This window comes from Sphingomonas phyllosphaerae (genome assembly GCF_029623345.1).
Lineage (GTDB): Bacteria > Pseudomonadota > Alphaproteobacteria > Sphingomonadales > Sphingomonadaceae > Sphingomonas > Sphingomonas phyllosphaerae_C.
Window position 1 is genome coordinate 107901 of sequence record NZ_JAPYKH010000003.1, and the last position, 13596, is coordinate 121496.

Sequence of the window (13596 nt, forward strand, 5' to 3'; positions counted from 1 at the left end):
CCCCGCACGACGCCGTCACAGCGTGCTCTCGGCCACGGTGACGACGTCGCCCGGCAGGATGCGCGCGTCGGGCTGCGCCACGCCCTTGCTGCCGCCGCGGCGCACCACCGCACGGTTCGTGTCGGCGCGGAAGGTGTAGCCGCCCGCGATCGACACCGCGGTCATCAGCGTCATGCCCGGCACATAGGCGTATTGCCCCGGCTTCTGCACCTGCCCGGTGATGAAGAAGGGGCGATAGCTCTGCACCTGTGCGCTGACGCGCGGCTGGTTGACGAGCTGGCGCCGGCTGATCTCCGCGGCGATGGCGCGCTCGGCCTCGCGCACCGTCTCGCCGCTCACTGCGATCGGCTCGAGCAGCGGCAGCGCGATCGCGCCCGAGTCGCTGACGATATAGGTGTTGTTGACCGCGTCGAGCCCGAAGACGCTGACGCGCAGCTCGTCGCCTGGACCGAGCCGATAGTCGCTCGCCGCCACCTCGGGCAGCGGCGCCAGCCCACGATACTCGCTCGCACATCCCGCCAGCGACAGCCCCGCCGCCGCCAGCCCCAGCCACGTCCGCATCATCCATCCCCCCTCACGCATTACTCGGCCGTTCGTCCGGTCAGGACGCCGCCGTCACTCGATCGTCATTGGCCCCCGCCGCGGCGCCCATGCGCCAGCGCGACAGGTCGCGCCCGATCATCGCCTCCAGGCGTAACACATCCTCGCGATAATAGTCGCGCAGCAGCGCGCGCAATTCCACGGTCAGCGGCGGGTAGCGTACCGGTCGCGCCATCGTGCCGCGCAGCCGCGCCAGCAGCGGGTTGCGCCGCAGCGGGTCGAGCAGCGGTCGCATCGGGCGCAGCACGCGGCGGACGGGCAGCGGCAGCATCGCCGCGGCGCCGTCGTTGCGGCGGCTCGCCACCGCGGCGGGCTCGATATGCGGCGCCACGCCGATATGCTCACACACGCGCGTGATGACATGCTCGGGCTGCTCGATCACGTCCTCGTAGAGGAACACCGCGATCCGATCGCGCGCGTGATGCGCGTGGAATCGGGCGAGATGCTGGGCGTAGAGCCCGCCGGCGAGGAAGCGCGCGCCGGCCGGATCAAGCTTCTCCAAGTAGCGGCGCGGGTCGCCGACGACGCGACCATGCCGGAAGAGCATGCAATAGTCCGAATAGGCGCGCTCGACCGGGTCGCGCAGCTGCACCACCATCGGCACGCCGGGCAGCACCGCCGCGATGCGCGCGGCGGCCGCGGGATGCGCGAGATAGTCGGCCGATTTCTCGCCGATGCGCCGCCCCGCCGGGGCGGGCGCAAACAGCGAGCGATAGTGGTCGAGCCCGCGCTCGTAGTCGTCACTGAAGAAGTGCGGCTCGGCGTCGGGCAGCCATAGCTCCGGATGGCAGCGCAGCTGGTGCGAGATCCAGGTCGTCGCGGCCTTGACCGCGCCGATGACCAGGAAGCTGGGCAGACCCTCAACCATGCGTCCGTCCCGTGGCCTCGAGCGCGATCGCGCGCACCGTCTCGCCCATGTAGCGGCATTCCTCCTCGTCGAGCGTCGGGTCGACCGGCAGCATCAGGCTGGTCTCGCCGAGCAGCTTCGCCACGGGCAACGGCGTGTCGCGGCCGAGCCCGCGCTCGACGAAGGCGCGCTCGCGATAGATCTCGGGGCAGCTGCCGGTGAGGCAGGGCACGCCGCGCGCGATCGCCTCGGCGACGATCCGATCGCGCGTCCAGCCCGGCGCGAGCGTCTCGGGCCGGACGAAGGCATAGAACTTATAGTAGGCGTGGCCCACCTCGGCCGGCGGTTCCACCAGTCGGACGGCGTCGAGCCCACGGAGCGGGGCGAGGATCGCCGCGGCGTTGCGCCGGCGCGCGTCAAGCCACGCCGGCAGCTTGGCCAGCTGTGCGACGCCGATCGCCGCCTGCATCTCGGTGAGACGATAATTGCTGCCGACCTCGTGGTGGAGCCAGCGGAAGCCGGTGTTGCCACCCCCGCCGCCGAGGTCGCGCACGTCCTTGCCATGGTCCTTCATCGACCAGGCACGACGCCATGCCGCCTCATCGCGCAGCAGCAGCAGCCCGCCCTCGCCGCCGGTCGACATGATCTTGTCGGTGCAGAAGGAGAAAGCCGCGGCGTCGCCGAAGCCGCCGACCGCCTGGCCGTCGATCGTCGCGCCGTGCGCCTGGGCACAGTCCTCGATCAGCAGGAGCCCGTGCGCGCGCGCCAGCGCGACGATCGGCGCCATGTCCGCCGGGCGCCCGCCGAGATGGACGACGATGATCGCCTTGGTGCGCCGCGTGAGCTGCGCCGCGATCGTCTCGGCGGAGAGCGCCTGCGTCTCGGGATCGACGTCGGCGAATACCGGGGTGGCGCCGCTTGTGACGACGCAGCTCGCCGAGGCGACGAAGCTGCGCGCGGGCACGATCACCTCATCGCCCCTGCCGACCTTCAGCGCGTAGAGCGCCAGTTCCAGCGCGAGCGTGCCATTGGCCACAGCGATCGCGTGCGGCATGGCGCAGAGCGCCGCGAAGCCGTCCTGCAGCCGTGCGTTGAGCGTACCGTGGTGGAGCGCGTTGACCCTGCCCGAGCGCAGCACCACCTCGACCGCGGCGATCTCGTCGGCCTCGTAGCGTGGCCAGCGGCTCGCGATCGGCGCGGGGACGGCGTGGAGTAGCACGGCGGGCGCCGCGGGGAGCAGCGCGGCCGATGCCGCGGCTTGATGAAGTCCGACGCTCATGCCGCCGCCCCCTCGCGGTTCCCGTGGAGCGAGCGCACCACCGCGCCGGCATGCTCGTCCGCGGCCTTGGCGGCGACGATCCGCTCGGGGTCGAGCAGCTCGAACAGCAGGGCGCGCGCGAGGTCCTGATCATGTTCGCCGACCGCCTCGGCCAATCGCGTGAACTGCGCCTGGAGCGCGGGCAGGGGAACCGGGATCGGCTCGGCCTCGAACACGCCCTCGATCGCCGACGGCAGCCGCTGCTCGCGCGCGTCGAACAGCTCCTCGTACAGCTTCTCGCCCGGCCGCAGCCCGACGATGTGGATCGGCACGTCGCGGTCGGGCACCAGCCCGGCCAGCTTGATCATCCGACGCGCGATGTCGAGGATGCGGATCGGCTCGCCCATGTCGAGCACCACGATCCGCCCGCGCTGCACGTTGCGCTCCATCGTGCGCGCGGTGCTGTGCAGCACGAGCTGCACCGCCTCGTGGACGGTCATGAAAAAGCGGGTGATCTCGGGATGAGTGACGGTCAGCGGCGCGCGGCGCGCCAGCTGGCGCTGGAACAGCGGGATCAGCGATCCGCTCGAGCCCAGCACGTTGCCGAACCGCACCGTCATGAAGCGCGGGCTGTCGGGGCGACCGGCGCCCTGCAGGTCCATCGCCTGGACGTACAATTCACCGAGCCGCTTGGTCGCGCCCATCACGCTGACGGGATTGACCGCCTTGTCGGTCGATACCTGGACGAAGGCGCGCGCGCCGAAGCGCAGTGCCGCGTCGGCGACGTTGCGCGTGCCGATCACGTTGGTCATGATCCCGGCGCAGACGTTCAGCTCGACCAACGGCACGTGCTTGAGCGCGGCGGCGTGGAAGACGTAATCGGGCATGTACTGCTCGAACACCGCCATGACGTGCTGGCGCTGGCGGATCGAGCAGAGCACCGCGGTGCACGGCACCTGCGGGTAGTTCTCCCGCAGCTCCATCTCGACGAGATAGAGATTATACTCGCCGCAGTCGACCAGCACGATGTCGGAGGGCTTCATCGCAGCGATCTGGCGAGTGAGCTCGCGGCCGATCGTGCCGCCCGCGCCGGTGACCAGCACGCGCTTGCCCTCGATCGCGCGCGCCGCGACCGTGGCGTCAAGGTCGGTGGCGGGGCGCTCCAGCAGGTCGGCGAGGTCGATCGACTCGGCGTCAAGCGACTGGCGCACGCTGGCGTCGGGCGTCGCGCTGCGCACCGACAGGTGGAGCGCCTGCGCCGCGTTGACGAGCTGGACGCGACGCGCGCCGGGTAGCCCACCGCTGCCGTTGCGCCCTTCTGCGATGATCACGACACTGGGGCGCTCATCGCGTGCGGTGAGCGTGTCGACCGCATGGTCGATCGCGTCGACCATGCCGAGGATCGGCACGCCGCGCAGCCGCAGCGTGGCGTCATGGCTGTCGAGGTCGAGAATGCCGACGGGCAGATAGGCGGGGCTTTCCTCCTGCTCGATCTGGCGCAGCAGCACCTCGACGTCTTCGGGCCGTCCGACGAGCAACGCGCGCTGCTGGCTGACGATCGTCGCGGCGCCGCGCGGTGCGGCCGAGGCGGCGCGGGCGCGACGCGGCAGCTCGCTGGCGACGCGGCGCCACAGCCGCGCGGCCGTCATCGTCGCGGAGAGGACGAACCAGTGGATCACCGGCACCGACAGCGGAAGCCAATAAGCATGGCCCGAAACCGAGAGCAGACCGACCGACAGCGCGACGGCGAGCGCGGCGGCACCCATCAGCAGCAGCGCGTCGGGCAGCGAGGCGAGGCGCCAGACGCGACGGTAGATGCCGGTGGCGTTGAACACCAGGAACCCTACCCCGATGAACACCGGCGCGCTCCAGGCCAACCCCTCCCACATGGTGGCGGGAACGGCACCGCTCATTCGCAGCAGCAGCGCGATGGCGAGCGACGCGATGATCGCGACCGCGTCGAACAGCTGGTTGGCGGTGCGACGCACGCGCCGCGAGTAGCGTTGGTAGTTCAAGATCCGCAGCATAAGCTCCCCCTGCCTGCCCCCAGGCGTCGGATGCGACCGCAGGAGAGTAGACCGTTGCGGCGCAGCATGGCGGGGCGCATCGGGCGATAGCCGGCGTCGATTCAGGTGGGAGCGGCGCTGCTCCTTCGCTCCCCGCGGCTCCCCGATCGGTCGGCAACGCTGCTCTTCCGATCTCCCGTGCTCCCTCGAAGGGGTAATGTGCCCAATCGCCACGCCGTGGTGCCGCCGGCTGCGGCTAAGGTGCGCTGCGTACGGGGGAGTGTGTTGATCGTGGCGGGACGACGTAGCGGGCGGCGCGGCCGGTGAGGGTGCTGCACGTCATCACGGGACTGGATGTCGGCGGCGCGGAGACGATGCTGGCGCGCCTGCTCGAGCACGGGCGTCGCCACCCACGTCTGTGCTCCGAGGTGGTCTCGCTGATCGCGCCCGGCCGCGGCGGCGCACGCATCGCGGCGACGGGCGTGCCGGTGGCGGATCTCGGCATGGAAGCAGGAATGCCGTCGCCGGGCGCGCTGCTGTCGCTCGCGCGCGCGATCGCGGTGCGACGGCCCGACGTGATCGTCGCCTGGATGCACCACGCGCAGCTCGCCGCGACGCTCGCCGCCGCGCTCGCGCGGCCGTGGCTGCGCGTGCCGGTGATCTGGAACGTGCGCCACTCCGTCGCCGATCTTGCCGAGGAGAAGCCGCTGACGCGACTGGTTTTGCGGACGCAGGCGCTGCTGTCGCGCAGTGCGCGTGCGATCGTCTACAACTCGCACGCCGCGGCCGAGCAATATCGTCGCCTCGGTTTTGGCGCGCCGGACCAGCGCGTCATCCCCAACGGCTTCGACCTGGCCGCGCCCGTGCCGCGCGAGGCCGCTCGCGCGACCCTGCAAGAGCGGCTGGGGGTGGACGGCGACGGACCGCTGATCGGCATGGTCGCGCGCGCAGCGCCGATGAAGGACGTGCCCAACCTGCTCCGCGCCGTCGCGATCGCGCGCGGACAGGGGCTCGCCGCGCGCGTGCTGCTGGTGGGAAAGGGGATGGACGAGGATCCCGCGCTCTTGCCGGCCGCGTTCGGACTGCCCGAGGACAGCGTCATCCGCCGGGGGCACCGCGGTGACGTCGGCGATTGGCTCGGCGGGCTCGACCTGCTCGCGCTTCCCTCTGCCTGGGGTGAAGGCTTTCCCAATGTCGTAGGCGAGGCGATGCTGGCGGGCGTGCCGTGCGTCGCCACCGACGTGGGGGACAGCGCCGCGCTGATCGGCGATACCGGCGCGGTGGTGCCGCCGCGCGATGCCGCGATGCTGGCCGCGGCGCTGGTACGGCTCGGCGCGCTGCCCACCGCACAGCGCGCGGCGCTCGGCGAACGTGCGCGCGAGCGCGTTCGCGCCCGTCACGACATCCGCGACGTGGTCGATCGGTACGCCGCGCTCTATCGCGACGCCGTGCGATCGGCTCAGGCGACACGCGACTGGGCGAGGGCACGCGCGTGAGAGTCGTGGTGGTCGCGAGCCTTGCCTACTCGCTGGTTAATTTTCGCGGGCAGCTGCTCGCCGACATGATCGCGGCGGGGCATGAGGTGATCGCCTGCGCGCCCGACGACGACCCGCAGGTGCGCGCGCGCCTAGCCGAGATGGGCGTGGCACTGCGCCGCGTGCCGATGGCGCGGGTGGGGCTCAATCCGTTGGTGGACCTCGGCACGCTGCGCTCGCTTGTCGCGCTGCTGCGCGCCGAGCGACCCGATGTGGTGCTCGCCTACACGCAGAAGCCGATCATCTACGCCGGGCTCGCGGCGCGGCTGATGCGCACGCGCTTCTACGCCATGGTGAGCGGCCTCGGCCATGTCTACGGGGAGGACGCGTCGCCGCGGATGCGGCTGCTGCGCCGCGGCGTGTCGCTGCTCTACCGCGCGGCGGTGCGCGAAGCGGGCGCCATCTTCGTGTTCAACCGCGACGATCACGCCGAAATGCTGCGCCACGCCATCGTCGCACCGGACGCGCGCGTGATCCAGGTGCCGGGCTCCGGCGTCGACATCACGCGCTTCGCGGCGACCCCGCCGCCGCCCGGGCCGGTGTTCCTGATGATCGCGCGGCTGCTGCGCGCGAAGGGCGTCGACGATTATGTCGCGGCGGCGCGCGCCGTACGCGCGCTCTACCCCGGTACGCGCTTCCGTCTGCTCGGACCGACCGACCCCGGCCCCGACGGCGTGACCGCCAGCGAGATTGCGCGCTGGGCGGAGGAGGGCGTGATCGACTATCTCGGTGAGACGCGCGACGTCCGCCCCTTTTTTGCCGAGGCGAGCGTGTTCGTGCTGCCGAGCTGGTATCGCGAGGGGCTGCCGCGCACGATCCTCGAGGCGATGGCGAGCGGGCGAGCGGTGATCACCACCGATCGCCCCGGCTGCCGCGACCCGATCGATCAGGGCGCAAACGGCTTCGTCGTGCCGGCGCGCGATCCGGCCGCGCTCGCCGCTGCGATGGAGCGGTTCTGCGCCGATCCCGCTCTCGCGGCGCGGATGGGCGCGGTAGCGCGCCGCGTCGCCACCGAGCGCTACGCCGTGGAGCGGGTCAATCGGCTGCTGCTCGGCACGATGGAGCTGTCAGCGGTCCGATCGATCGCTGCACCGGCGGCTGAACCGATCGTGGCGGAGGTTGCGGCGTGACCGTGCGGCGAGCGACGGACATCGTCGTCGCGGCGCTCGGCCTGGTCTTCGTCGCGCCGCTGCTGCTGCTGCTCGCGCTGGTGCAGTCGGCCGTGGCGGGGCGGCCGATCCTGTTCGTGCAGGCGCGCTCGGGGCTGGAGCAGCGACCCTTCCCGCTCCGCAAGTTCCGCACGATGAACGATCGGCGCGACGCCGCTGGTACGCTGCTGCCCGACGCGCAGCGGCTGCTGCCGACCGGTCGTTTCCTGCGCGCCACCCGCATGGACGAGCTGCCGCAGCTGTGGAACGTGCTCCGCGGCGAAATGAGCCTGATCGGCCCGCGCCCGCTGCTGCCGGTGACGATCGCTGCCGCGGGTGAGCAGGGCGCGGCGCGCGCGCGGGTGCGCCCGGGGCTGACCGGCTGGGCGCAGGTCAACGGCAACACGCGGCTGAGCGAGGCGGAGAAGCTCGCGCTCGACCTGTGGTACATCGAGCATCGCGGGCTGCGGCTCGATCTGGAAATCCTGTTCCGCACCCTGCTCGTCGCCGGCGGCGGCGGCGAGCGGCGCAACGCGGACGCCATACGGAGTGCCTATGCGGGCGATCCTCGTCGGCGCGGTTGAGAGCACCCAGGTGGCGCTGCACGCCCTCGCGGCGGCGCCCGATTGGACGCTCGCCGCGCTGGTCACGCTGCCGCCGGAGCTCAGCGCGCGCCATTCTGACTTCGTCGATCTCGGTGACGCGGCACGCGCGCTCGGCGCCGACGTCGTGCATGCCGCGAACTGCAACGACCCCGCGGTGCTCGACCGGCTGCGCGCGCTCGCGCCCGACGTGATCCTGGTGATCGGCTGGTCACAACTGTGCGGCGCCGACTTCCGTGCCGTCGCGCCGATGGGGACGGTCGGCTACCATCCCGCGCCGCTGCCGCGGCTGCGCGGGCGTGGCGTGATCCCGTGGACCATCCTGCTCGACGAGCCGATCACCGCGGGCAGCCTGTTCGTCATCGACGCCGGCACCGACAGCGGTCCCATCCTGGCGCAGCACTTCTTCCACGTCGCGCGCGACGAGACCGCGCAGACGCTCTACGACAAGCACATGGCCGCGCTCGCCACGATGTTGCCGTCCCTGCTGACGCGGCTCGCCGCCGGCGACGCCGCGGGCGCGCCGCAGGACGAGCGTTACGCCACCTTTGCCGCGCGCCGCCGTCCCGAGGACGCCGAGATCGACTGGCGCGACGACGCGGCGACGATCGACCGGCTCATCCGCGCCTGTGGCGAGCCTTATCCCGGCGCGCGCACCCGCTCGGCGGGCGGCGCGGTGACCATCCTGACCGCCGAGCCGCGGTCGGGTCGCGGCCACGACGCCGCTTTCGCCGGGCAGGTGGTGGCGCGCGACGAGGCCAGCTTCACGGTGCGCTGCGGCGATGGCGAGCTGCTGCGCGTGACACGCTGGCAGCGCGATCGGCCCGGTCCGCCGCCGCTCCACGTGCGGCTGGGATGACGACCGTGAGCGAAGGGGGAATGATGCTGGACCGGATCGAGCGCGCGCTGGTGCTCGCGCCCCATCCCGACGACGAGGTGCTCGGTTGCGGCGGCACGATCGCGCGGCTGACCGCGCTGGGGCGCCACGTCGAGGTGGCGGTGGTCACGCGCGGCACCGCGCCGCGTTTCGCCGCCGAGCAGGTCGCGGCGGTGCGGCGCGAGGCGGCGGCGGCGCACGCGCTGCTCGGTGTCGCGACGACGCACTATCTCGACCTGCCCGCGGTCGAGCTCGACCGGGTGGCACAGGCCGACATCAACGCCGCGGTCCGCGCCGTGCTGGTGGCGTCGCGCGCGGACACGTTGTTCGTCCCTTTCGTCGGCGATCTGCACCGCGATCATCAATTGATCTTCGACGCGGCGATGGTAGCGGCGCGGCCACGCGGCAACGACTATCCCGCACGCGTCCTCGCCTATGAGACGGTCTCGGAGACCAACTGGGCCGCGCCCTATCTGGCGCCGTCGTTCCAGCCCAACGTCTTCGTCGACATCGCGGACACGCTGCAAGCCAAGCTCGACGCCTTCCGCTGCTTCGAGTCGCAGTGCCACGCTTTCCCCGACGAGCGCTCGATCGAGACGCTCCGCGCGCTGGCGATGGTGCGCGGCTCGTGCGTCGGGCGCCATGCCGCCGAGGCCTTCGTGCTTGTCCGCGAGGTCGGGTAATGACCGATCTTCGCCTGCTGCTCGGCTCGGCCGGGCGCCGCGTCGCACTGCTGCGTTGCTTCCGCGAGTCGGCTGCCGGGCTCGGCGCAACGCTCGAGGTCCATGCCACTGATCTCGCGCCCGAGTGGAGCGCCGCCTGCGCCTCGGCCGACGCCGCGCATGCCGTGCCCGCGGCGACGACACAGGCCTATGTCGAGGCTACGCTGGCGATCTGCGCGCGCCAGCGGATCGACTTGCTGGTGCCGACGATCGACACCGAGCTCCACGCGCTGGCGCTCGCGCGCGACCGCTTCGCCGCGGTCGGCACGCACGTCGCGGTGGCCGACGCCGAGCTGGTGGCGATGGCGCGCGACAAGCTCGAGACCGCGCGCTTCCTCGATCGCGCCGGCGTGCCCACCCCGGCGACCGCGGCGGCCGAGGCGGTCGACGCCGACTGGCGCTGGCCCGCGATCGCCAAGCCGCGCGGCGGCAGCTCCAGCCGCGGCCTGGCGCGGCTCGGCTCGTTCGCGGAGCTGACCGCGCTCCCGCGACCCGAACCCTATATCGTCCAGCATCTGCTCAGCGGGCAGGAATATACCGTCAACCTGTTTTTCGACGCCGGCGGCACGCTGCGCTGCGCGGTGCCGCACCGCCGTGTCGCGGTGCGCGCGGGCGAGGTGGAGAAGGGCGTGACCGAGCGCCACGAGGCGCTGCTCGAGGTGGCGCGACAGCTCGGCGAGGCGGTGCGCGGGCGCGTGCGCGGCGCCTGGTGCTTCCAGGCGTTCGTCGATGCCGACGGCGCGCCCTCGGTGTTCGAGATCAACGCGCGCTTCGGCGGCGGCTATCCGCTGGCGCATCGCGCGGGCGCGACCTTCGCGCGCTGGCTGCTCGAGGAGCGGCTCGGTCGCGCGACGGGCGCGGCGGACGCCTGGGACGCCGGCGTGACCATGCTGCGCTACGACGATGCCGTCTTCCTCTGAGCCGCGCCAACCCGAGCGGGTCATGGTCTTCGACCTGGACGATACGCTCTACCTCGAGCGCGACTATGTCATCAGTGGGCTTACCGCGGCGGGCGACTGGGCGCACGCGCGGCTCGGTCTCGAGCGGCTCGGCCCGATGATGCGCGAGCGCTTTGAAGCGGGCGCGCGGCAGCGGATCTTCGACGACACGCTCGCAGCGCTCGGCCAACCCGCCACGCCCGCTCTGGTGGCGCGGCTGCTCGCGGTCTACCGCCAGCACCGCCCGCGCATCGCGCTTGCGCCCGATGCCGTGCGCTACCTCGAACGGCGCGATGCGGGCACGGCGATGGCGATCGTCACCGACGGTTTCCTCGACGCGCAGCGTCGCAAGCTGCGCGCGCTCGACCTGTTCCGCCGCGGCGTACGCCAGGCCGTCTGTACCGATCGCTGGGGGCGCGAGGCGTGGAAGCCGAGCCGGCGCGCCTTCGACCATCTCGAGGCGGCCTTCGGGCTCGGCGGCGCCTCCTTCACCTATGTCGCGGACAATCCGTCGAAAGACTTCGTCGCACCGCGCCGGCTGGGGTGGCGGACGGTGCGGATCGTGCGCGCCGGCGGCCTCCATGCCGAGGCGCGCGCGGCCTCCCCCGCGGACGAGGCGGATCGGATCATCGCGAGCCTCGACTCGCTCGATTGAGCGGCTGCCCCGATCGCCCCGCAACGCGCCGGAGGGGTATATCACGAAGAGATGTTGTCGCTGCTCCGCTCCGCCCGCACGGTCGTGACGGGCGCGTGACGGTCCGCGCCGTGGCCCGGAGTGAATGATGCCGCCGATCCCCCCCGCGCTGGACGGCGAGACCCGGCTCAAGCTGCTGCGACGTGCGCGTCGCTACATGCTGCTCGCCGAGCAGGCGCAGGATCCCGAACTGATGCGCGCCTACCGCGACGAGGCCGCCGACTGCCTGCGCCGTGCCGAGCCGCCGCACGCGCGCTGAGGCGGACTTCGAGGCGGGGTTCGTGCGGTTGGTGCTGGCGACGCGCGGTTGTGCCGTCTCGGCTGATCAACATCGCGTTGGAGCGGTCGACCATAGACCGTTGTTGCGCCGCCGCCGCGTCCGCACTCCGGCGCACGAGGATGGTGACCCCTACGGGGCTCGAACCCGTGTTTCAGCCGTGAAAGGGCCGCGTCCTAACCACTAGACGAAGGGGCCGCTGGGGCGGCTGGTCGGTTACGGGCAAAGCATGGAGCGGTCAAGCCGGTTCGCCCACTCCGCGCCTCACACCGCCCAGGCGGCATCGTCGAGGTGGAGCTCGGCGGCACCGCGGCCGCTCCATTCGTCGATCCGCGCGCGACCCGCGAGCCACAGCCGGCGCGAGGGCCCGGCGGCGAGCAGTGCCTGGCCCAGCGCAGTGTCGGCGGCGCGGAACGCCATCGCCTTGAGATTGCGCCCGTCGTCACCCGCGACGATGGCGCGGACGTGGCCGCTGCCGACGACGTCCACCTTGATCGTCCGCACTGGCCCGACCGCGACGCGGGGCGCCGGCCAGCCGCTGCCATACGGGCCGCCCGCCTCAAGCGTCTCCACCAGCGCCGCGGTGACGCCGCCGGGGGCCAGCACCGAATCGACCAGCAGCGCGCGGCCGGCTTGGGCCGCCGCGACCGCGTCGGCGAGCTTGGCCTCGATCCAGTCGGCGAAGGCGGGTATCTGGTCGGCGGCGATCGTCAGCCCCGCCGCCATGGCATGGCCGCCCCCGGCGAGCAGCAGGCCCTGCTCGCGCGCCGCCAGCACCGTGGCGCCGAGGTCGACGCCGGTGATCGAGCGGCCCGAGCCCTTGCCTATGCCGCTCTCGTCGAGCGCGATGACGATGGCAGGACGCCCGGTCTTCTCCTTGAGCCGGCCCGCGACGATGCCGATCACGCCGGGGTGCCAGCCGTTGCCTGCGACGATGCCGACCGAGCGGTCCTGATGGAGCAGCGCCTCGGCGGCCTCCTGCACCATCGCCTCGATCGCGCGGCGCTCCTCGTTGAGCCGGTCGAGCTCGGCGGCGAGCGCGCGCGCCTCGGCGGGATCGCTCGTAGTCAGCAGCCGTACGCCGAGGTCGGCCCGGCCGACCCGGCCGCCCGCGTTGATCCGCGGTCCCAGCGCGAAGCCGAGGTCGGTTGCGGTCGGTGCGCGCGTCAGTCGTGCCGCGTCGGCGAGCGCCGCCAGGCCGATGTTGCGGCGCTGCGCCATGATTTTGAGCCCCTGCGCCACGAAGGCGCGGTTGAGCCCGCGCAGCTGCGCCACGTCGGCCACCGTGCCGAGCGCGACGAGGTCGAGCAGCTCGAGCAGCTTCGGCTCCGCGCGCGCCGCGAAATGACCGCGCGCGCGCAGCACCCGCAGCAGCGCCGCACCGAGCAGGAAGGCGACCCCGACCGCGGCGAGATGGCCGTGCGCGGCGCCGTCGGTCTCGTCGCGACGATTGGGATTCACCACCGCGTGGGCGCGCGGCAGCTCGGTGGCGCATTGATGGTGGTCGACGACGATGACGTCGGCGCGCGCCGCGGCGAGCGCCTCGAATGCCTGCGCGCCGCAGTCGACCGTGACGATCAGCGTCGCGCCCTCGACCGCGAGCCGCTCCATCGCCGTCACGCTGGGTCCATAGCCCTCGGTCAGCCGGTCGGGGATGTAGACCCGCGGCGCGCGTCCGAGCGCGCCGAGCAGTCGCGCCAGCAGCGCCGAGGAAGTCGCACCGTCGACGTCATAGTCGCCGAACACCGCGACCTGCTCGCCCGATACCACCGCGTCGGCGAGCCGCTCGGCGGCGGCGTCCATGTCGCGGAAGATCGAGGGGTCGGGCATGAAGCCGCGGATCGACGGCGCTTTGTGCGCCTCCAGCCCGTCACGCGGGCAACCGCGTGCGAGCAGCAATTGGGTGAGAAGGTCGTCGGGCACGAACCGATCGCGCTGGTCCGCCGCCAGCGCGCGCCAGCGCCAGGGCTGGCCCAGGATCGAGCGCTCGACATCGAGTACGTGACGCATCGCAGAGCTCCTACCGCATCGCGCGGGAACAAGCCACGTGCCCCGAAGCTGGCGAGAAAATTCGCGGATGAGACATTGTAAC

The 13596-nt window shown here is 72.3% G+C and carries 13 protein-coding genes and 1 tRNA gene; 8 read left to right on the plus strand and 6 right to left on the minus strand.

Going from position 1 to position 13596, the window contains the following annotated elements; genetic code table 11:
- Positions 1-15 precede the first annotated feature (15 nt).
- Genes QBJ89_RS04065 through QBJ89_RS04080 form a run of 4 tightly spaced genes read right to left on the minus strand, consistent with a single transcriptional unit; the run spans position 16 to position 4732 of the window.
- Positions 16-564 carry a polysaccharide biosynthesis/export family protein gene (locus QBJ89_RS04065; RefSeq protein WP_277979266.1) on the minus strand — a complete coding sequence of 183 codons (549 nt, stop codon included), beginning with the start codon at positions 562-564 and terminating at the stop codon, positions 16-18.
- A 37-nt stretch (positions 565-601) separates the two neighbouring features.
- Positions 602-1468: a sulfotransferase family protein gene (locus tag QBJ89_RS04070; protein ID WP_277979267.1), complete on the minus strand. Its 867-nt coding sequence runs from the start codon at positions 1466-1468 to the stop codon at positions 602-604.
- Positions 1461-2726, minus strand: coding sequence for a DegT/DnrJ/EryC1/StrS family aminotransferase (locus QBJ89_RS04075; RefSeq protein WP_277979268.1), 1266 nt, complete (start codon positions 2724-2726; stop codon positions 1461-1463). The genes QBJ89_RS04070 and QBJ89_RS04075 overlap by 8 nt, the downstream gene beginning before the upstream one ends.
- Positions 2723-4732, minus strand: coding sequence for a polysaccharide biosynthesis protein (locus tag QBJ89_RS04080; protein WP_277979269.1), 2010 nt, complete (start codon positions 4730-4732; stop codon positions 2723-2725). Before QBJ89_RS04080 ends, QBJ89_RS04075 begins: the two co-directional genes overlap by 4 nt.
- 302 nt (positions 4733-5034) lie before the next feature.
- On the opposite strand from QBJ89_RS04080, the gene QBJ89_RS04085 reads away from it, so the two are divergent.
- From QBJ89_RS04085 to QBJ89_RS04120, 8 genes are all read left to right on the plus strand, one after another.
- Complete coding sequence (locus tag QBJ89_RS04085; RefSeq protein ID WP_277979270.1) at positions 5035-6207, plus strand: glycosyltransferase; 1173 nt, start codon at positions 5035-5037, stop codon at positions 6205-6207.
- An 8-nt stretch (positions 6208-6215) separates the two neighbouring features.
- On the plus strand, positions 6216-7376 hold the full coding sequence (locus tag QBJ89_RS04090) for a glycosyltransferase family 4 protein (protein ID WP_277979271.1): 1161 nt from the start codon (positions 6216-6218) through the stop codon (positions 7374-7376).
- Positions 7373-7978: a sugar transferase gene (locus QBJ89_RS04095; RefSeq protein WP_277979272.1), complete on the plus strand. Its 606-nt coding sequence runs from the start codon at positions 7373-7375 to the stop codon at positions 7976-7978. The genes QBJ89_RS04090 and QBJ89_RS04095 overlap by 4 nt, the downstream gene beginning before the upstream one ends.
- Positions 7950-8855, plus strand: a complete 906-nt coding sequence (locus tag QBJ89_RS04100; protein WP_277979273.1) for a methionyl-tRNA formyltransferase — start codon at positions 7950-7952, stop codon at positions 8853-8855. The genes QBJ89_RS04095 and QBJ89_RS04100 overlap by 29 nt, the downstream gene beginning before the upstream one ends.
- 5 nt (positions 8856-8860) lie before the next feature.
- The gene (locus QBJ89_RS04105) at positions 8861-9556 is read left to right on the plus strand and encodes a PIG-L deacetylase family protein (protein ID WP_277979274.1); all 696 of its coding nucleotides are present in this window, start codon (positions 8861-8863) and stop codon (positions 9554-9556) included.
- On the plus strand, positions 9556-10515 hold the full coding sequence (locus QBJ89_RS04110) for an ATP-grasp domain-containing protein (protein WP_277979275.1): 960 nt from the start codon (positions 9556-9558) through the stop codon (positions 10513-10515). Before QBJ89_RS04105 ends, QBJ89_RS04110 begins: the two co-directional genes overlap by 1 nt.
- Before the next feature lie 22 nt (positions 10516-10537).
- Complete coding sequence (locus QBJ89_RS04115) at positions 10538-11188, plus strand: HAD family hydrolase (RefSeq protein ID WP_277979276.1); 651 nt, start codon at positions 10538-10540, stop codon at positions 11186-11188.
- A gap of 127 nt (positions 11189-11315) precedes the next feature.
- A complete protein-coding gene (locus tag QBJ89_RS04120; protein ID WP_277979277.1) occupies positions 11316-11486 on the plus strand; it encodes a hypothetical protein in 171 nt (56 codons plus the stop codon).
- A 141-nt stretch (positions 11487-11627) separates the two neighbouring features.
- Here QBJ89_RS04120 and QBJ89_RS04125 read toward each other — a convergent pair.
- Together QBJ89_RS04125 and recJ are read right to left on the minus strand one after the other, a co-directional pair.
- Positions 11628-11702: transfer RNA gene (locus tag QBJ89_RS04125), tRNA-Glu, on the minus strand.
- Positions 11703-11768: 66 nt separating this feature from the next.
- Entirely contained in the window at positions 11769-13514 is a 1746-nt protein-coding gene (gene recJ / locus QBJ89_RS04130; protein WP_277979278.1) for a single-stranded-DNA-specific exonuclease RecJ, read from the minus strand.
- Positions 13515-13596: the final 82 nt, after the last annotated feature.